Genomic DNA, 18,948 nt, shown 5'->3' with positions numbered 1-18,948 from the left:
TCGTGTTGCCGAGTTTTGCCCACTATGCCCCCTCCCGCCGTTCTGCCCGCCCTGGATTTTGAGCTGCTGTTTGCCCTGCTGCCGGCCCCGCACGCGGTGCTGGCCCCCGATGCCACCGTGCTGGGCCTGAACGCGGCCCTAGCCACGCTGGTGTCGGCCGAAGCAGCTGCCGCCCTGCCCGGCCAGCCCCTGACCGCGCTGCACGCGGCCGCCGAGGTCACCGGCGCGGTGTTGGCGCCCGCTTCGGCTTGGGCAACGGCTTGCGCCGCCGCCCTGGCCGGCACGCCCCAAACCCTGGCGCCTGCGCAGCCTCTTGCCGCGCCAAACGGCTACTGGCAGACCTCGCTACTGGCCGTACCGGCCACCGGCACGGTGCGCTATCTGCTGGTGCAGCTGCTGGATGTGACGGCCCAGGTGCAGAGCCAGCAGGCCGCCGCGCAGGAACACGAGCAATTCCGGTTTCTGGCCGAGAACATGCCTCAGTTGGTGTGGGCCACCTCGGCCACGGGCGAGGTGGAGTACACCAACCAGCACTTTATCGACTACACCGGCCACGACGTGCTGCAGCTCGACGACGACGCGCGCGGGGCCTTGTGGCAGCGCCTCATTCACCCCGACGACCTGCCGGGCATGTACGCCCGCTGGGGGGAGGCCCTAGGCTCGGGGAAGGCGTTTGATTTAGAATTCCGGATGCGCGGCACCGACGGCGAGTTCCGCTGGTTTGACTCGCATGTGATGGTGCAGCGCGACGAAGCCGGGCAGGTGCGGCGCTGGTTCGGGGCCTGCACCGACGTGGACGCCCGGCACCGGGTCCAGCTGCAGTTGCAGCGGCAACAGGACCACATGCAGCTCATCCTCGACCAGTTGCCGCTCACCATCAGCACGATGTCGGGGCCGGAGCTGACGTTCAGCTTTCTGTCGGCGAATGCCAAAACAGCTATGGGTGAGCGCGCCGTGGTGGGCCGCACCGTGGCCGATAGCCTGCCCGAAGTGGCCGCGCAAGGCTACGTGCAACTGCTGAACCAGGTGCGCGAAAGCGGTCAGCCACACTTCGGCTTCGAGGAGCCCTCCCAACTGGTTGACGCCGCCACCGGTGAGCCCCAGACGCGCTATCACGACTACGGCTACGTGCCCCTGCGCGACGAGGACGGCACCAGCGTGCTGGCCTATGGCATTGACGTGACCGAGCAAGTGCTAGCCCGCCAGCGCAGCCAGGCCCTGCAGGCCGACGCCCAGGCCGCCGACCAGCGCCTACGCCGCGTCACCGAAAGCCTGCCCTCTATCACCTTCATCAGCGACCAGGAAGGGCAGGTGCTCTACCTCAGCCCGCAGTGGTATGCCTACACCGGCACCACCGACGACGACGACCTCGACCGCGCTTGGAAAGTCTGCCTGCACCCCGACGACCAGGCCCGCGTGGCCGCCGCCTACGCCGCCGCGCTGGCCGCCGGCACGCCCTGGCGCTACGAGCTGCGCCTGCGTCGGCACGACGGCCAATTCCGCTGGTTTGTGAGCCAAGGCGTGCCTGAGCCGCTGAAAGATGCCCAGGCGGCCGGCCGCCTGCGGCAATGGTTCGGCTCCGACCTGGATATTCATGAGCTGCACGAGACGCAGGAGCGCCTGGAAGCCAAGGACCAGCAGCTCAGCCAGATTCTGGAGCAGCTGCCGGCTTTTGTGGCCACGCTGGCCGGGCCCGAGCATCGTTACTCGTTTTTCAACCCAGCCTACGCCCAGCTGGTGGGCCACCGCGCCCGCCTGGGCCAGCCCGTGGCCGAGTTGCTGCCCGACCTGGCGGAGCAAGGCCTGGCCAAGCTGCTGGACCACGTGTACCGTACCGGCGAAACGCAGGTGCGCCAGGAGCTGCCCTTGCGCTTGCGCAACCCCGACCGGCCCGAAACCATTACCTATGTCGACCTGACCTACCTGGCCCTGCGCAACGAGCGCGGCGAGGTGGACAGCGTGCTGAGCTTTTCGAAGGACGTGACGGTGCGCGTGCAGGCCCGCCAGCAGGCCGAGCTGCTGACCACCGAAATGCGCCGCCGCGACGAGCAGCTGCGCGCCCTCACGGCAGCGGTGCCGGTGTTCATCTTCAACTTCGACCCGCAGGGCACCATCACCTACACCAACCCGTACTTCTACGAGTACACCGGCCTGGACCCCGCCGGCCCGCTCGACGATGCCTGGCAGGTGCTGTACGAGGACGACCGCGCCGCTTTGGGCGCAGTGGCCCAGGCCGCTATGGCCCAGGGCGAACCCTGGCAGGGCACTTTCCGGGTGCGGCGGCGCGACGGCGCGCTGCGCTGGTTCCAGACCAAAGCCCAGCCCTACACCGACGCGGCCGGGCAGCTGGCCGGCTTCAGCGCGGCCACGGTGGAGGTGCACGAGCTGCAAACGCGCACCGAGGAGTTGGAGCGCACCCGCACCGATTTCACGGCCCTGGCTAACAACATGGCCCAGCTGGCCTGGATGGCCGACCCTGCCGGCCTCATTTTTTGGTATAACCAGCAGTGGTATGACTACACCGGCGCCACGCTGGAAGAGGCCCTGTCCCAGGAGTGGTTCCGGATGTATCACCCCGACCACATGGCGGCTGTGAACGCGCGCTACCTGGCCGCCATAGCGGGCGGCGAAGCCTACGAAGACACCTTCCCGCTGCGGCGGCACGACGGCGAATACCGCTGGTTTCTGAGCCGGGCGCGGCCCATTCGGGACGCGGCTACCGGCGAAGTGCTGCGCTGGTTTGGTACCAACACCGACGTGACCGAGCTGCGCCGGCTGCAGGAGCGCCTCAGCGAGAGCGAGGAGGAGCTGCGCATTCAGGCCGAAAGTATTCCGCAGCAGGTGTGGACGGCCCGGCCCGACGGCACGGTGGACTTTTATAACCACCGCACGGCGGCCTACGTGGGCCAGTCGATGGAGAAAGATGGCGCCGCCCACTGGCTCGAATTTGTGCATCCCGACGACCGGGACCTGATGCAGGCCCGCTGGCAACAGGCCATTGCGTCGCAGCGCTACTACGAGGCCGAGTTCCGCCTGCGCCGCTACGACGGTGAGTACCGCTGGTTTCTGGGCCAGGCCCAGGCCCGGCGCGCGCCCGGCGGCCAGGTGGCGAAGTGGTACGGCACCAACACCGACGTGCACCAGCAGCGCCTGCTGCAGGAGCAGGTGCTGGCCGGCCAGACGCGCTTCCAGCAGCTGCTCGAAACCCTGCCCCAGATGGCCTGGACCTCGCGCCCCGACGGCCGCATCAGCTACTACAACCAGCGCTGGTACGATTTCACGGGCGCTACCTTCGAGGAGCTGCGCGACTGGGGCTGGGAGCAGTTTATGCATCCCGACGACCAGCCCGCCTCCCTGCGCCGCTGGCTGCACAGCCTGCATACCGGCGAGCCGTTCGAAACCGAGAACCGCTGGCGCAACCAGCAGGGCGAGTACCGCTGGTTTTTGGTGCGGGCCGAAGCCATCCGCGACTCGTCGGGGGCCGTGGTGCTGTGGGTGGGCGCCAACACCGACGTGCAGGATTTCAAGCAGGCGCAGCTCCAGCTGCAGGAGCAGAACGCCCGCCTGCTGCGCACCAACGAGGACCTCGACAACTTCGTGTACACGGCCTCGCACGACCTCAAGCAGCCCATCAACAACATGGCCGGCATCTTTGAGGAGCTGACGCGCACCGCCTACTTCCGCGACCCCGAAGCCATCAAGCTCATCAGCTACTTTGAACGGGCGCTGGGCCAGATTTTTGGCACCATCGACGACCTGAGCGCCATTGTGCGCGGACAGCGCCAGCAGCAGGAAGTGCCCCCGGAAGCCGTGGCCCTGGCCCCGCTGGCCACCGAAATCATCAACAGCCTGCAGGACCAGGTGACCCAGCTCGGGGCCACTTTCGAGCTGGACTTCGACACCTGCCCCACCATCACCTTTGTGCGGCCCAACCTGCAAAGCATGCTCTACAACCTCATCAGCAACTCGCTGAAGTACGCCGACCCCAACCGGGCGCCCGTCGTCCGCCTCAGCAGCACCCCCGATGCCGTGAGCGGCCGCCCCATCCTCACCGTGGCCGACAACGGCCTCGGCATCGACATGGAGCGCTACGGCGACCAGCTGTTTCAGCTCTTCCGCCGCTTCCACACCCACACGGAGGGCACGGGCATGGGCCTCTACCTGGTCAATCGCATTGTGCAAATCCACGGCGGCCGGCTGGAGGTGAGTAGCGCCGTGGGCGAGGGCACCACGTTCCGCATCCATTTGTAACGAAGCGAGCCGCTGGGGCCAGCGGGCACGGACTTCAGAGCAGTGAGGGCCCCGTTGGATGTGGGGGCAGAGTGCCTCTCATTCAATGGAACGCGCATTCCAAACCAGTTGCGAGCCGGACCCAGGGCTGGCTAGAGGGAAGTTCTGGGGATGACGCGGCGACTGCGGACCAACAGTTGGGCAGTTAAATGCTTTATTTGCCAACCACCGCCTTCGCCCCCGTCCCCATGAATCTTACCCCGCCGGATTCGGCCGTATCGCTGCAATCCAAGCTGCCCGATGTCGGCGTCAGCATTTTTTCTCAAATGACCGCGCTGGCCCAGGAAACCGGCGCCATCAACCTGGCCCAGGGCTTCCCCGACTACGACCCGCCGCAGGAACTACTGGAGGCGCTGGCTCGCCACGCCCGCACGCCCGGCCACCACCAGTACGCGCCCATGCCCGGCCTGCCGCGGCTGCGCGAAGCCATTGCCGCCCAGGTGGCCCGCCTCCAGCCCGATGCCCCCGCACCCGACGCGGCCACCGAAATCACCATCACGGCCGGCGCCACCGAGGCCCTGTATGCCGTGCTGGCGGCCGTGGTGCGCCCCGGCGACGAGGTGGTGGTGTTCGAGCCAGCCTATGATTTGTATGGCCCGGCCATTCGGCTGCAGGGCGGGGTGCCGCGCTACGTGCGCCTGCCCGCGCCCCACTTCCGGCCCGACTGGGACGCCGTGCGCCGCGTGGTATCGGCCCGCACCCGCCTGGTGATGGTGAACACGCCCCACAACCCCAGCGGCGCCGTATTTGGGGCCGAGGATTGGGACGCCCTGGCCAAGCTACTGGCCGGCACCAACGCCCTGGTGCTGAGCGACGAAGTGTACGAGCACCTGGTCTTCGACGGTGCCCCGCGCCTGAGCGCCCGCCAGCACCCGGAGTTGCGCGAGCGGAGCTTCGTGCTGTCGTCTTTTGGCAAAACCTACCACGCCACCGGCTGGAAAGTGGGCTACTGCATCGCCCCGCCGGCCCTCAGCACCGAGGTGCGGCGGGTGCACCAGTTCCTGACCTTCGCCGTGAGCACGCCCACCCAACACGCCCTAGCCGACGCCTTGGAAGCCGACCCCACCGACGCCCACGCCCGAGGCCTGGCCGCGTTCTATCAGGAAAAGCGCGACCTGTTCCGCGCGCTGCTGCTGGAAGGCGGCTGGGACCTGCTGCCTGTGCCCGGCGGCTATTTCCAGCTGGCCCGCTACGACGCCTTCTCGCCAGCCTCCGACCTGGCCTTTGCCCAGTACCTGGCCCGCGAGAAGGGGGTGGCCGTGGTGCCGGTATCGGCCTTTTACCACGATGGATTCGACGAAGGGCTGATTCGGTTTTGCTTCGCCAAGGAGGCCGCCACGCTGGAAGCGGCGGCGGCTAGATTGCGGTAACAGTAGCGTGGACTCTGCGAGTCCGCGTCGGAACCGCGCCAGTTCAACCCGTCCTGCGCGGACTCGCAGAGTCCACGCTACATCTCTTTCCCATGTCCGACCTCACCGTTTCCTTCCTCCAAACCGAGCTGCACTGGCACGATGCCGCGGCCAACCGCGCGGCCATCGACCAGCACCTGACCGGCCTCGACCGGCCTACCGACCTGATTGTGCTGCCCGAGATGTTCACCACCGGCTTCAGCATGGAAGCGCGAACGCAGGCCGAAACCATGGCCGGCCCCACCGTGGCCTGGCTGCGCGAGCGCGCCGCCGCCCACGAGGCCGTGGTCACGGGCAGCGTCATCATCGAGGAAGACGGCGCCTACTACAACCGCCTGCTCTGGGTGCGGCCCGATGGCAGCCTGAGCTACTATAACAAGCGCCACCTCTTCACGCTGGCCGGCGAGCAGCGCACCTACACCCCCGGCCAGACGCGGCTGGTGGAAGAGTGGCGCGGCTGGCGCATCTGCCCGCTGGTGTGCTACGACCTGCGCTTCCCCGTGTGGAGCCGCAACCAACCCGCTGAGCCCTACGACCTGCTCCTGTACGTGGCCAACTGGCCCGCTGTGCGCCGCACCGCCTGGCGCACCCTGCTCCGCGCCCGCGCCATCGAGAACGTGGCCTGCGCCCTGGGCGTGAACCGCACCGGCCACGACGGCCCCGGCCACGAATACAGCGGCGACTCGGCCCTCATCGATGCCAAAGGCACCTACCTCGTGGAAGCCCATAGCCAAAACGGCCTCTTCACCCACACCCTTAGCCGCGCTGAGATGGAGGATTTCCGCACCAAGTTCACCGCCCTGCAGGATGGGGACGCGTTCGAGCTGCTTAGTTAAAACCTGTCATTGCGAGGCCGCAGGCCGTGGCAATCCGTCTTGTCAAAACCAGACACGCCCTTTTACCAGAAAGGCCCGGCACTGCGCAGTGCCGGGCCTTTTCACGTTTTGAAACCTTTTCACATTAGAAGGCTGGTCGCTGAGAACAGGACGGATTGCTACGGGCTGCGCCCTCGCAATGACAGAACCGCTCCTTACTGCACTGCCAGGCGGCGCACGGCGGCGGTGCCATCGGCGGCGGTGGCGCGCACTAGGTACACGCCGGGCGCCAGGCCGGTCAGGCTCAGGGCGTGGCGGCGCTGGGCGGTGCCAAGCGTGAGCACCACGCGGCCGGTGAGGTCGAGCACGGCGAGGCGGGTGGGCTGGGCCGTTTCGACGGTGGCCGTGGCGGTGGCGGGGTTGGGGTACACGCTCAGGGCCAGGGCTGTGGCAGCTTCGGTGCGGGTGGCGGTAAGGGTGCGGTTGCGGGTGCCAAAGCTGAGAATGCCGCCGGCCTGCGTGCCCACCAGCAGCTCCGGCGCGCCGTCGCCGTTGAGGTCGGCCGCGGCCAGGCCAAAGTGCACGTACTCGTCAAGGCCCAGGCGGGTAGGCTCGTAGGCACCGGTAAGGGGGTTGTAGAGCAGGTCGGTGCGCTCGAGGAAGAGGCTGGGATTCTGGGCGCGGTAGTTCGAGAACAGGCGCAGGTAGCCCGTCACGTCGGCCGTGAGCAGGTCGGGCAGGCCATCACCGTCGAAGTCGGCCACGGCGGGCGCCAGGTTGAAGGGGCGGGCGCCGCTGGCTTCGCGAATGCGACCGAAGTCGTTGTTCACCAGCACAAAGGCGCTGTCCAGGGGCCCGCGGCCCCGGTTGCGGAAGTAGCGCAGGGCCATGCCGGGTTCCCGAATTTCGTTGGTGCCGATGAGCAGGTCGACGTAACCGTCGTTGTCCACATCGGTGAAGCAGGGCATGTCGCCCTGGCGATAAGGCAGCATCCCGTCCGTCAGCGTGGGGGTGGTGGTCGAATTGGCAGCGGAAGGGGTCGTGGCCTTGAGGTACTGGACCGTCGTCGGGTCGAACACGGCGGGCTGCCCGGCCCGGGCCGTGTTCAGAATGTAGTATACTTTGTTGGTGGCGAGGCCCCAGGCGGCGTAGGCGAGGTCGATGGCCCCGTCGCGGTTCAGGTCCACTAGGGTAGGTTTAAGGCCCGTCAGGTTTTGGGCCGAAAGGCCCAGGTAGTCGCTGTTCACGAGCTGAAACACGGGCCGGGTGCGGGTGCCCACGTTGCGGTAATACGTGAGGCTGGCGCGGTACACGTTGTTCACGCGGTCGGCGTGGTTGGCCACCAGCAGGTCGACCAGGCCGTCGCCGTCGATGTCGCCCAGGGTGGGCGCGGCGCCTTCGCTCACGTCAATCATCGTGTTTTGCAGAAAGCCGGTGGCCTGGTTGGTGTACACCGGTGCGCCAGTGGTGGCCGCGTTGGTGAAGAGCTGCACGCTGTTGCGCAGGCTCACCTGGTCGCCCTGGTTGTTGAGCATGTTGGGGGCCACCACCAGGTCGGCGGTGCCGTCGAAGTTGGCATCGAACGAGTAGCCGGCCGGGAACACCGGCACCCGCGCCGGCGTGGCCGCCGAAGGGAAGCTGGCCGAGATGCCGGCCTGCGTGAGCACCGGCGCCGCATCAGTGCCCTGGTTGAGCAGGCGGGCCAGCTCGGGGCAGTTGTCGCGGCCGTCGAGCACGTCCTGGTCGCCGTCGCCGTCCAGGTCCAGCAGCAGCAGGCTGTGGCCGCCGGTGTGGGTGGTTTTGGGCGCCGTGAAGCACGGGGCTGTCCCGATGCCGAACTCGGCGCAGGCGCCGCAGGCCCGCAGGTTGGCCCATTGGGTGGAAGTGCGGTTGAAGGTGAGGGCGCTGCCGCAGGTGCCGGGGCTGGTGTTGATGTATTGCTCGATGACCAAGGAGGCAATGAAGTCATAGCTCATGATGTCGAGCTTGCCGTCGCCGTTCACGTCCTGAATGGCCGGCAGGTTGTAGCCGCCAATGGTGAGGTTGGCCGTGCCCGCGAAGCCGCCCGAAAAGCGAATCTGGTTGGTGACGAGCTGGAAGCTGGGCCGGCCGTTGGCCAGCACGTTGCGCAGCACGGCAATGTTGCCGCCGGGGGCGTAGGTGAAGATGTCGGGGCGGCCGTCGCAGTCGTAGTCGCGCAGCAGCACCCAGCTGTTGAGGCTGTCGGGGAAAATGGATTCGTACTGCGGGGCGTACTGCCAGCGGCGCCCGGCGGCGGTGCCCGGCGCGGCCACATTCAGAAAGGTGTAGACGCGGCTGCTTTCGTGGTCGAAGGCAAACAGGTCGGGGCGCCCGTCGTTGTCCAGGTCGATGCTGCTGAACTGGGGCGTGTTGAGGCCGCCGGCCCAGGCATTGGTCAGGGTATCGGTGCCGTGCACCACCTTGGCCGCCGCCCGGTATTCAAACCCAAACCGCGAAGCCTGGGCACGGGCCGCGAAAGAAAAAGCCAGCAGCGCCAGCAAAAAAGCGTAAAAACGAAGCATAAGCAGCAGGGGGAAACCGATGATAGAAAAGGACCGCACCGCGCGGTACAAAAATCACGCCCACCTTTGCAGCAAGTTACACCCGGCCACTCGTTTCAGTTCATGCCTACGCCGCTTTACTCCCACTACCTGGCCGCCCAGGGCCTTGTCAGCACCGACTCGCGCCAGCCCCAGCCCGGCACGCTCTTTTTCGCCCTCAACGGCCCCAGTTTCCGGGGCGCGGCCTTTGCCCCGCAGGCACTGGCCGCCGGTGCGAGCCACGCCGTGGTCGACGACGAAGCCCTGGCCGCCACCGACCCCGCCCGCTACACCTTCGCCCCCGACCCACTCCTGGCCCTGCAGGAGCTGGCCCGCGAGCACCGCGAGCAGTTCCAGATTCCGGTTCTGGCCATCACGGGCTCCAATGGCAAAACCACCACCAAGGAGCTGCTCACGGCCGTGCTGGCCCAGCAATTCCACGTGCTGGCCACGATTGGAAACCTCAACAACCACATCGGCGTGCCGCTCACGCTGCTGCGCCTGCGGGCGGGCGAGCACAACTTTGCCGTGATTGAGATGGGGGCCAACCACCGGGGCGAAATCGCGGCTTATTGCGAGTGGGCCCAGCCCACCCACGGCCTCATCACCAACATCGGCCTGGCCCACCTCGAAGGTTTCGGGGGCCCCGAGGGCGTGGCCCTGGGCAAGGGCGAGCTGTTCGACTATCTGGCGCGCACCGGCGGCACGGCTTTCGTGAATACGCTGGATGCGCGCCTGCCTGGCCTGGCCGCGCCCGTGCCCACGCGCCTCACCTACCCCAGCCCGGCCGATAATTTCCCCGCCACGCTGCTCGCCGCCGACCCCGCCGTGGCCTTACGCTTGGCCGACGGCACCGACGTGGCCGCCCAGCTCACCGGCGATTACAATTTCCCCAACCTGGCCGCTGCCGCCGCCGTGGGCCTGCATTTCGGCATTGCGCCAGCCAAAGTGGCCACCGCCCTGGCCCAGTACAACCCGCAGAACAACCGCTCGCAACTGGTGCGCACCGCGCGCGGCAACGACCTCATTCTCGACGCCTACAACGCCAACCCCAGCAGCATGACGGCGGCCCTGCGCAGCTTCGCCGGCCGCCCCGGCGCGCTGGCCGATAAGGTGGTGATTCTGGGCGATATGTTTGAGTTGGGCGAAGCCAGCGGGCACGAGCACCGCGCGCTGGGCAAGCTCCTCACCGAGCTGGCGTTCGGCACGGCCATCCTCATCGGTCCCGAAATGGCGCAGGCCTGGAACAAAAGCACCCCCGCCACCACGCTGCACTTCAAAACCAAAGAAGCTGCCACCGACTGGCTCCAATGCCAGCCGCTAACCGGCCGGCACATCCTGCTCAAAGGCAGCCGCGGCATGGGCCTGGAAACGCTGGTGCCGCTGCTGTAGGGGGTGAATAAAAATTAAGCCCGTCATGCTTCGGCTGCGCTCAGCATGACGGGCTTTTTATCCCTTGTCTACCCGTTAAAATGGGCTATCCAGCTCCGCCAGCGTAGGCAGCACGGCGTCTTTAGGCGAGATGATGGCTTCGGCCACCCCCCAGTTGATGTTCAGAGCCGGGTCGTTCCAGAGCAAGCCGCCTTCAGCGGCGGGGGCGTAATAATCGGAGCATTTGTAGAGAAAGAGCGTGTCTTCTTCCAGCGCCACGAAGCCGTGGGCGAAGCCGATGGGCACAAACAGGATGTTGCCGAGGGCGGCGCTCAGCTCCACGGTGGCGTGCTGGCCGAAGGTGGGCGAGTCGCGGCGGATGTCCACCACCACGTCGAGGGCGCTGCCGTGGGCCACGCGTACCAGCTTGGCCTGGGCGTGGGGCGGGCGCTGGAAATGCAGGCCACGCACCACGCCCGGCTGCGACTTGGATTGGTTGTCCTGCACCCACTCCAGGTGGGCGGGCAGGCCCAGTTCCTGCATCAGGCGGGCGCTATAGGTTTCGTAAAACACCCCGCGCGGGTCGCCAAACAGGCGGGGAATAAATTCGATGAGGCCCGGCAGGGCGTGGGATTTTGCTTGCATCGGTGCAAAGTTAGGCGGGTGAGGCGGGCAACACCGGCGTTATTTTTTCACCTCGGCCACGGCCGCGAGGTACTTGTTGAGCACCAGCTTTTCGTCGAATTTGGTTTCGGCGAGGTAGCGGCTGTTCTGGCCCATGCCCTGCAGGTCGGCGTCGCTCAGGCGCAGCACCTGCAGCATTTTGGCGGCCAGGTCTTCGCCGCTGCGCACCTGGCAGAGGTAGCCGTTGCGGCCGTCCACCACGGTTTCGCGGCAGCCGGGCACGTCGGTGGTCACCAGGGGCTTGCCGCAGGCAGCGGCTTCGAGCAGGGTTTTGGGCGTGCCTTCGCGGTAGCTGGGCAGCACCACGCAATCGGCCTGGTGGATGTGGGCGGCCACATCGTCGGAGCGGCCCAGGTACTCAATGTCGCCACTTTTCAGCCACTCTTCAAACGTGGCGCGGGGCACGCCCACGCCGCCGGCCTCATCAAGCCCGCCCAAGAGCTGAACGCGGGTACCCGGCACGGCCTCACGAATGGCTTTGGCCGCTTCGAAGTATTCCACCACGCCCTTTTCATAGAGCACCCGCGCCACCATCAGAAACACGAAGGGCTGGTTGCGGGTGAACTGCGCGGCGGGCCGAAACCGGTCGGTGGCCACGCCGGAGCCGGGCAGCAGGTCGGTTATTTCCTTGCGCACGAGGCCGTTGTCGAGAAAGAGCTGGCGGTCGTCGCCGTTCTGGAAAAATATTTTGGCCGGAAAGCGGAAAGCGAAGCGGTAGAGGCCCAGCGCCACCTTGCTCACGAAGTTTTTGATGATGAATACCGTGCCCAGCCCGCTCACGTTGTTGATGCTAGGAATGCCGGCCAGCTTGGCCGCGATGCTGCCGTAGATGTTGGGCTTGATGGTGTAGTGCAGCACCACGTCGGGCTTTTCGCGCTTGTAAATCTGGTAGAAGCGGCGCGTGAGGGCGGCGTCTTTCACCGGGTTGGTGCCCTTGTTTTCCATCAGGATGGGCACGAAGCGGCAGCCCAGCTCGGTTTCGAGGCGCGCCGAATAGTCATCGGGGGGCGCAATGGCCAGCACCTCGTGGCCGGCGGCCTGCAGGGCCCGCACGAGGCTGGCCCGAAAATTCCAAATATTCCAGCTGGTATTGATGACGAGGGCGACGCGCAAAACGGGGAGCAGTGAGGGGTGAAATGGTGAGTTCGGGGGCAAAGGTCGGCCTTACGGATTTTACCCGCGCCCGTTCATTCCAACACCCGGCATTGCACCGCCGCCCCATTTCACCTTTAAGCCGGTACTTTGTGGCTCGATTTTGTGTTAGCCCCGTTATGCTGTTTCGTTTCACGCTACTTCTTTTGGCGCTGCCCCTGCTGGCCCAGGCGGGCCCGCCGCTGCTGCCCGGCCAGGCCCTGTTCCAGAAAAACTGTGCGCGCTGCCACGGTGCCAACGGCAAGAAAGGCGCCAACGGCGCCCACGACCTCACCAAAAGCAACCTCAACGCTTTCGGCCGCACTTACATGGTAACGAAAGGCATGGGCAAGATGCCGGCCTTTGAAAAGGTGCTCACGCCGGCCGAGGTGCAGCAGGTAGTGGCCTACTCGCTGACGCTGAAGTAGCCGGGACGCTTAAACCCGCATTCGTCATGCTGAGCGCAGTCGAAGCATCTCTACCGCAATATTATTCCTGACGATTGGGATTAGTTGCACAGTAGGGATGCTTCGACTTCGCGGACGCCAGATGAAGCATGACGTTCTTTTAGTCAAATTGGTCGGATTTGCGTTTAGCTTCTTCTGACCCATCCAATACCGATTACAAACCATTCCTATGGCAACTTCCCAATCCGGCGGCCGCAAGCCCGGCAACAGCACCCGCCACGTCGGGGCCACCGACAACGTGAAGGGCCGGGCCGGCCGCATTCTGCTGAAAGCCGCCGCCAACGGCACCTACGAAACCGCCAAAGAGCAGGAAACCGCCGTGCTGGTTTCGGTGCCTCCGCGCCGGCAGTCCGAAGCCCAAACCACTGAATACCTCAACGAGCTGGCGTTTCTGATTGAAACCGCCGGCGCCACCGCCACCAAGCGCTTCGTGCAGCGCCTCGAAAAACCCGACATTCGCACCTATGTGGGCGAGGGCAAGCTGGCCGAAATCAAGGCCTACGTGCAGCACGAGGGCAGCAGCATGGTGGTATTCGATGATGACCTCTCCCCTTCCCAGCTCCGCAACTTGGAGGCCGAACTGCTGGTGAAAATTGTGGACCGCTCGCTACTCATCCTCGATATTTTCGCGTTGCGGGCCAAGTCGGCCACCTCGCGCACGCAGGTGGAGCTGGCCCAGTACCAGTACCTGCTGCCCCGCCTCACCGGCCTCTGGACTCACTTGGACAAGCAGCGCGGCGGCGTGGGCATGAAGGGCCCCGGCGAAACGGAAATTGAAACCGACCGCCGCATTGTGCGCGACCGGATTGCCTTCCTCAAAGAGAAGCTCGAAGACCTCGACAAGCAGGCCCATACCCAGCGCAAAACCCGTGGCGGCAGCATTCGGGTGGCGCTGGTGGGCTACACCAACGTGGGCAAAAGCACGCTGATGAATGTGCTGGGCAAGGCCGAAGTCTTCGCCGAAAACAAGCTTTTCGCCACCGTGGATGCCACCACGCGTAAGGTGGTGCTCGACGGCCACCCCTTCCTGTTGTCTGATACGGTCGGGTTCATTCGCAAGCTGCCCACCAAGCTCATTGAGAGCTTCAAGAGCACGCTCGATGAGATTCGCGAAGCCGATTTACTGCTGCACGTGGTGGATATTTCGCACCCCGGTTTCGAGGAGCAGATTCAGGTGGTGAACGACACGCTGGCCGACATTGGCGCGGCCGATAAGCCGATGCTGCTGGTGTTCAACAAAATAGACCAGTACAAACCCGACGATGCCCAGCACGACCCCTTCGGCGAAGTGCTCGATGCCGAGGACGACGGCACCACGCCGCGCCCGCCGCTGGCCCAGCTGCAGGCCACCTACATGGCCAAGCTGCACGACCCGGTGGTCTTCATCTCGGCCCAGGAGCGCACCAACCTGGAAGAGCTGCGCGAGCTGATTTCCAAGCGCGTGGCCGCTCTGCACCAGCAGCGCTACCCTTATCAGAGCGCGGGCTACGGGCAGGAATAAGACCATCAGCCAACATCATCAAATTGTTGCCCACAGGCCGTTTTGATGACTGTTTGATGAAGTTTTTCGTAAGGGCAAGGGCTATGCTTATCAGGTATAGCCCTTTGCTTTATGCGCCCACCTTTTCCGCTTCGCTTTTTGCTATTCGGGCTGTTCGGCCTGGCCCGTACCGCCGCCGCCCAGGACATACCGGTTTACCCGCCGCCGGCCCCCTACGACAGCACCGGCCTGGGCCGCACCGACGCCCAGACCTTTGCCAACTCCCAGGTAGTGGGCATGGGTCCCAGCAAGGGCCTGATTGTGAAATACGAGCGGATTCCGGGCAATTTCAGCCTAAAAAGCACCCTTGTGGGCGATTTGACTTCGGTCACGCCCAGGATACCGGACTATAATACCACGGTTAGCAAAAACGCAAACCTCGTCATCAAGGCCTATGCGCCGTTGCTCAATCATCCGCATCTAAAGCTGGTGCTGGGCCTGAACTATGACCGTCAGGAGTTTCAATTCCAGGAACCGGCTGCTAGCGCACCCTACAGCCTTTATGGCAATATCGAAAATAAGGCGCTCACCATCATCGGGACGCAGCTGGCCGTTATCCGTCCTGTCGATGCCGTGCACTGGTACATTTTCCGCACCAAAGGCGAGCTTAACGGCGACTACGCCTCGAACGAGTTGAATGTTACAGACTACCTCAAGGTCACCTCCGAGTTTATCTACGGCTGGAAGCGGAGCCCCACGTTTGCCTGGGGCATAGGGGTGCAGCTGGGCTACAACCTGGGCCGGCAGAGCATCTACCCCGTCATTGTCTACAACCGCACGTTCAACCCGCGCTGGGGCGTGGAGGCGCTGTTTCCGGCCCGGGTGCTGCTGCGGCGCAACCTCTCGCCCACCTCCTTGCTGTTTGCCGGCTACGAGGTGGCCAGCAACAACTACAACATCAAGCTGCGCAACACCTTTGCCACACCCAACAACCCCACCGTCCGCTCGCTGGAGCTGCGCCAGATTGACCTGAAATTCCGCCTCCGCTACGAGCACGAACTGCTGTCCTTCCTCTGGACCGGCATCGAGGCCGGCTACCGCTACAACTACCAGTTCAACGCCTTCGACCGCACCAACAGCACCCGCGACCGCATCATCAACAGCCAGTTCGGCAGCACGCCCTACGCCAGCCTGGACTTGTTCATCGTGCCGCCCAAGAAGCTGCTGCAAAAGGCCGAGCGCAACCGGAAGTAAACGGCCACCGACGGCCGGCACCGGCACGACTTGCCCGTTGCTTTTCAGCTATGTATTTTGCAAAGCCCGCCCTCAAAAGGCGGGCTTTTTTGCTGGCGCTCATGTGGATTTCATGCAAGAGAATTTGCTTTGCATTGGTGATGTTGCGCACCTATGCAATGGCATGATTAGCAAATAGTTCAGCTTAAAAATGCTGAGCTTTTATTTTGAGGGTCGGGTTAAACTTTCCATAGCAACCCCCATCTAGACAGCCAGAGCAGGGTTTGCTCTGGCGGTTTTTTTTATCACCTCAGAATGCCACACAAGTACATGAAGCCATTTCTCGCTTTGCGGCCTGCCACCGGGGTGGTGGCGCTGCTTTTGTTGCTGCTGGCCGGGCCGCGCGCGGCCCGGGCCTACGTCATCACCACGCAGGCCGTGCAGGGCGGCACCAGTTTTTGCGCCGGGGCCACGGTGCGGGTGCCGTATGCCGTCGACCAGCCGTTTAACAGCGGCAACGTGTTCACGGCCGAGCTGTCGGACGCCAGCGGCTCGTTTGCTACGCCGGTGACCCTCGGCAGCCTCACGGGCGCCTCCAACGGCATTGTGCAGGGCGTGATTCCGGCCGGTACGGTGGCGGGCTCGGGCTACCGCATTCGGGTGACGGGCTCGGCCCCGGCCACCGTGGGCACCGACAACGGTACCGACCTGACCGTGAACAACCTGGGCACGCTCACGGCCAGCGCCAACACCCCGCTGTGCGTGGGCGACAACCTGCTGCTCACGGCCAGCCTGGTGCCCGGCGCCAGCTACTCCTGGACCGGCCCGGCGGGCTTCACCTCGCTGCTGCGCAACCCCAGCATTGCCAACGTGGGCACCAACCGCTCGGGCACCTACACGGTGACGGCGGCGGCCAACGGCTGCTCCGTATCGGCCCAAGTGGTGGTGGCGGTGAGCCCGCTGCCAGTGGTCAACATCGCGCCCAACAACGCGGCCATCTGCTCGGGCTCATCGGTGCAGCTCACGGCCTCGGGCGGCGCCACGTATTCGTGGAGCCCCAGCACGGGCCTGAGTAGCAGCACCATTGCCAATCCAGTGGCCTCGCCTACTACTTCTACCATCTACACCGTGACGGCCACCTCGGCGGCGGGCTGCACCAACACGGCACAGGTGACAGTGACCGTGCGCGCCACACCGGCGGTAAGCGTGAGCCCGACCGCGCCGTCCATTTGCGCGGGCACGTCGGTGACGCTGGCGGCCACCGGCGCGCAGAGCTACCAATGGTCGCCCACCACGGGGCTGAACAACCCGTTTGCGGCCAACCCCATTGCCTCGCCCACTCAAACCACCACTTATACCGTGACTGGCACCAGCAACGGCTGCACCAGCACCAGCCAGGTGACGGTGACCGTAGAAAACCCACCCACGGCTAACGCCGGCCCGGCTCAGGTGCTGTGCTCCGGGCAGGCCACCACGCTGGGCACGGCCGCCGTGGCCGGCCTCACCTACTCCTGGAGCCCCAGCACGGGGCTGAGCAGCACCAGCGCGGCCCAGCCCACCCTCACCCCCACCAACACCACCAACGCGGCGCGTACTACCACTTACACGCTCACGGTGGTGTCGGCCTCGGGCTGCGTGAGCACCAGCTCGACGCAAGTCACGGTGAACCCGGCCGTGACGGCCACGCCCGGCCCGGCCATCAGCGTGTGCCCTAACCAAGCGGGTCAGCTGGGCACCGCGGCGGTAAATGGCGTAACGTACTCGTGGAGCCCCACCACCGGCCTGAGTAGCGCTACCATCGCCAACCCCACCGTGACGCTGCCCAATGCCACCAACGCGCCCATCACCCAGACCTACACCCTCACGGCCAGCCGCAACGGCTGCCAGAGCACGGCTACCGTCGTGGTCACGGTGAACCCGACGCAGAACGCCGGCTTCAGCTACGGGGCCGCCGTGCTGTGCACGGCCGCCGGCAACCCCACGCCCACGCTCAGCAGCACGGCCACGGGCACCTTCACGGCCGCGCCGGCGGGATTGGTTTTCGTGAGCGCCACCACCGGGCAGATTAACGCCTCTGCCTCCACGCCAGGAACTTACACCGTGACGTACACCACCAGCGGGCCCTGCGCCAGCACCACTACCAATAACATCACGCTGACGACCACGCCCAGCGCCGCGTTCCAGTATCCGAACACCACCTACTGCCTCGGGGGCGGCACGGCCGTGCCCACGCTGGCTAGCGGGGCCATTAGTGGCACGTTCACTTCTACTACCGGGCTGAGTTTGAACGCCTCCACCGGCGCCATCGACCTGACGGCCAGCACGGCCGGCACCTACACCATCACCAACACGGTGGGCAGCGGCGGCACCTGCTCGGCGGTGGCCACTACCACCGTCACGCTTACGGCCGGCGCCAACGTGGCCGTGACGGCCAGCCAGCCCACGCTCTGCGCCGGGCAAAGCACCACCCTCACCGCCACCGGCGGCCTCACTTACACCTACAGCGGCGGAGGCCAGACGCTGACCGGCGCCACGGTCACGGTTTCGCCCACCCAAACCACGACTTACACCGTGACGGGCACCACATCCGGCGGCTGCACCAGCACGGCTACCGTGACGGTGACGGTGAATCCCGTGCCGGTCATCACGGCGGGGGCCAGCGTGGCGGCGGTGTGCGCCGGGCAGTCGGCCACGCTCTCGGCCAGCGGGGCCGGCACCTTCACCTGGACGGGCGGCGGCCAAACGCTCACCGGCCCGCTCGTGACCGTGACGCCCACCCAAACCACCACCTACACCGTGACCGGGGCCAACGCCAGCGGCTGCACCGCCACGGCCACCGTGACGGTGACCGTGAACGCCCTGCCCGCCACCACGCTCACGCTGCCCGCTACCACCCTATGCGCCACGGCCAGCCCGCTCACGCTGAGTGGGGGCAGCCCGGCCGGCGGCACCTACAGCGGCCCCGGCGTGTCCAATGGCGTGTTTAGCGCCACTACCACCGGGCCCGGCACCTACACCATCACCTACACCGCCACCAACGCCCAGGGCTGCACGGCCACGGCCACCCAGCAGCTCACCGTGACGAGCACCGCGTGCCCGGTTTCGGCCACGCTGGGCGCGGCCCCGGCCGCCGAGCTTTCGCTTTATCCCAACCCCAGCACGGGCGTGATTACGCTCACGCTGACCGGTGCTGGCCGCCCCGCCGCCACCACGGGCACGGTGCTGAACGTGCTGGGCCAGCAGGTGGGCCGCGTGCTGCTGCCGGCCTCGGGCGCCGGCCCGCTCACCCAGACCGTGGACCTGCACGAGCTGCCCAGCGGCGTGTACCTGCTGCGCCTCGACCTGGGCCAGGGCCAGTGGCTGACGCGCCGCCTGGTGCTGCGGCACTAGGCGCGTGTAGGGAAAGTCTCTGAAACGTCATGCAGAGCGCAGCGAAGCATCTTTACCGCAGCAGTAATCAAATTTACTACTGCGGTAAAGATGCTTCGCTGCGCTCTGCATGACGTT

General features: G+C 65.7%; 11 protein-coding genes. 8 read left to right on the top strand and 3 right to left on the bottom strand.

Features of this window, described 5'->3' with window-relative positions; genetic code table 11:
* The first annotated feature begins 24 nt into the window (after positions 1-24).
* The 3 genes from Q4S41_RS24015 to Q4S41_RS24005 all read left to right on the top strand — a co-directional run bounded on the left by Q4S41_RS24015 (position 25) and on the right by Q4S41_RS24005 (position 6,535).
* The gene (locus tag Q4S41_RS24015) at positions 25-4,251 is read left to right on the top strand and encodes a PAS domain-containing sensor histidine kinase (RefSeq protein ID WP_305033664.1); all 4,227 of its coding nucleotides are present in this window, start codon (positions 25-27) and stop codon (positions 4,249-4,251) included.
* 227 nt (positions 4,252-4,478) lie between these two features.
* Complete coding sequence (locus tag Q4S41_RS24010) at positions 4,479-5,660, top strand: methionine aminotransferase (RefSeq protein WP_305033663.1); 1,182 nt, start codon at positions 4,479-4,481, stop codon at positions 5,658-5,660.
* A 92-nt stretch (positions 5,661-5,752) separates the two neighbouring features.
* A complete protein-coding gene (locus tag Q4S41_RS24005) occupies positions 5,753-6,535 on the top strand; it encodes an amidohydrolase (RefSeq protein ID WP_305033662.1) in 783 nt (260 codons plus the stop codon).
* A 194-nt stretch (positions 6,536-6,729) separates the two neighbouring features.
* Here Q4S41_RS24005 and Q4S41_RS24000 read toward each other — a convergent pair whose 3' ends face one another.
* On the bottom strand, positions 6,730-9,057 hold the full coding sequence (locus tag Q4S41_RS24000; RefSeq protein ID WP_305033661.1) for a T9SS type A sorting domain-containing protein: 2,328 nt from the start codon (positions 9,055-9,057) through the stop codon (positions 6,730-6,732).
* A gap of 102 nt (positions 9,058-9,159) precedes the next feature.
* Between Q4S41_RS24000 and Q4S41_RS23995 the strand changes: the two genes are divergently transcribed.
* Entirely contained in the window at positions 9,160-10,467 is a 1,308-nt protein-coding gene (locus Q4S41_RS23995) for a UDP-N-acetylmuramoyl-tripeptide--D-alanyl-D-alanine ligase (protein ID WP_305033660.1), read from the top strand.
* Positions 10,468-10,542: 75 nt separating this feature from the next.
* On the opposite strand, the gene rfbC is transcribed toward Q4S41_RS23995, so the two are convergent.
* Together rfbC and Q4S41_RS23985 are read right to left on the bottom strand one after the other, a co-directional pair.
* Positions 10,543-11,091, bottom strand: a complete 549-nt coding sequence (rfbC, locus tag Q4S41_RS23990; protein ID WP_305033659.1) for a dTDP-4-dehydrorhamnose 3,5-epimerase — start codon at positions 11,089-11,091, stop codon at positions 10,543-10,545.
* A 39-nt stretch (positions 11,092-11,130) separates the two neighbouring features.
* Positions 11,131-12,243 carry a glycosyltransferase family 4 protein gene (locus Q4S41_RS23985; protein ID WP_305033658.1) on the bottom strand — a complete coding sequence of 371 codons (1,113 nt, stop codon included), beginning with the start codon at positions 12,241-12,243 and terminating at the stop codon, positions 11,131-11,133.
* A gap of 158 nt (positions 12,244-12,401) precedes the next feature.
* Here Q4S41_RS23985 and Q4S41_RS23980 point away from each other — a divergent pair, with 158 nt between their 5' ends.
* The 4 genes from Q4S41_RS23980 (at position 12,402) to Q4S41_RS23965 (ending at position 18,831) form a co-directional block, all read left to right on the top strand.
* A complete protein-coding gene (locus Q4S41_RS23980; protein ID WP_305033657.1) occupies positions 12,402-12,689 on the top strand; it encodes a c-type cytochrome in 288 nt (95 codons plus the stop codon).
* Between the two features lie 208 nt (positions 12,690-12,897).
* Positions 12,898-14,229, top strand: coding sequence for a GTPase HflX (gene hflX, locus Q4S41_RS23975; RefSeq protein WP_305033656.1), 1,332 nt, complete (start codon positions 12,898-12,900; stop codon positions 14,227-14,229).
* A 111-nt stretch (positions 14,230-14,340) separates the two neighbouring features.
* A complete protein-coding gene (locus Q4S41_RS23970) occupies positions 14,341-15,462 on the top strand; it encodes a DUF6268 family outer membrane beta-barrel protein (protein ID WP_305033655.1) in 1,122 nt (373 codons plus the stop codon).
* A gap of 327 nt (positions 15,463-15,789) precedes the next feature.
* The gene (locus Q4S41_RS23965; RefSeq protein ID WP_305033654.1) at positions 15,790-18,831 is read left to right on the top strand and encodes a beta strand repeat-containing protein; all 3,042 of its coding nucleotides are present in this window, start codon (positions 15,790-15,792) and stop codon (positions 18,829-18,831) included.
* The last annotated feature ends 117 nt before the right edge of the window (positions 18,832-18,948 follow it).

This window comes from Hymenobacter convexus (assembly GCF_030580955.1).
Taxonomy (GTDB): domain Bacteria; phylum Bacteroidota; class Bacteroidia; order Cytophagales; family Hymenobacteraceae; genus Hymenobacter.
This window is presented reverse-complemented; position numbering and strand designations above follow the sequence as displayed.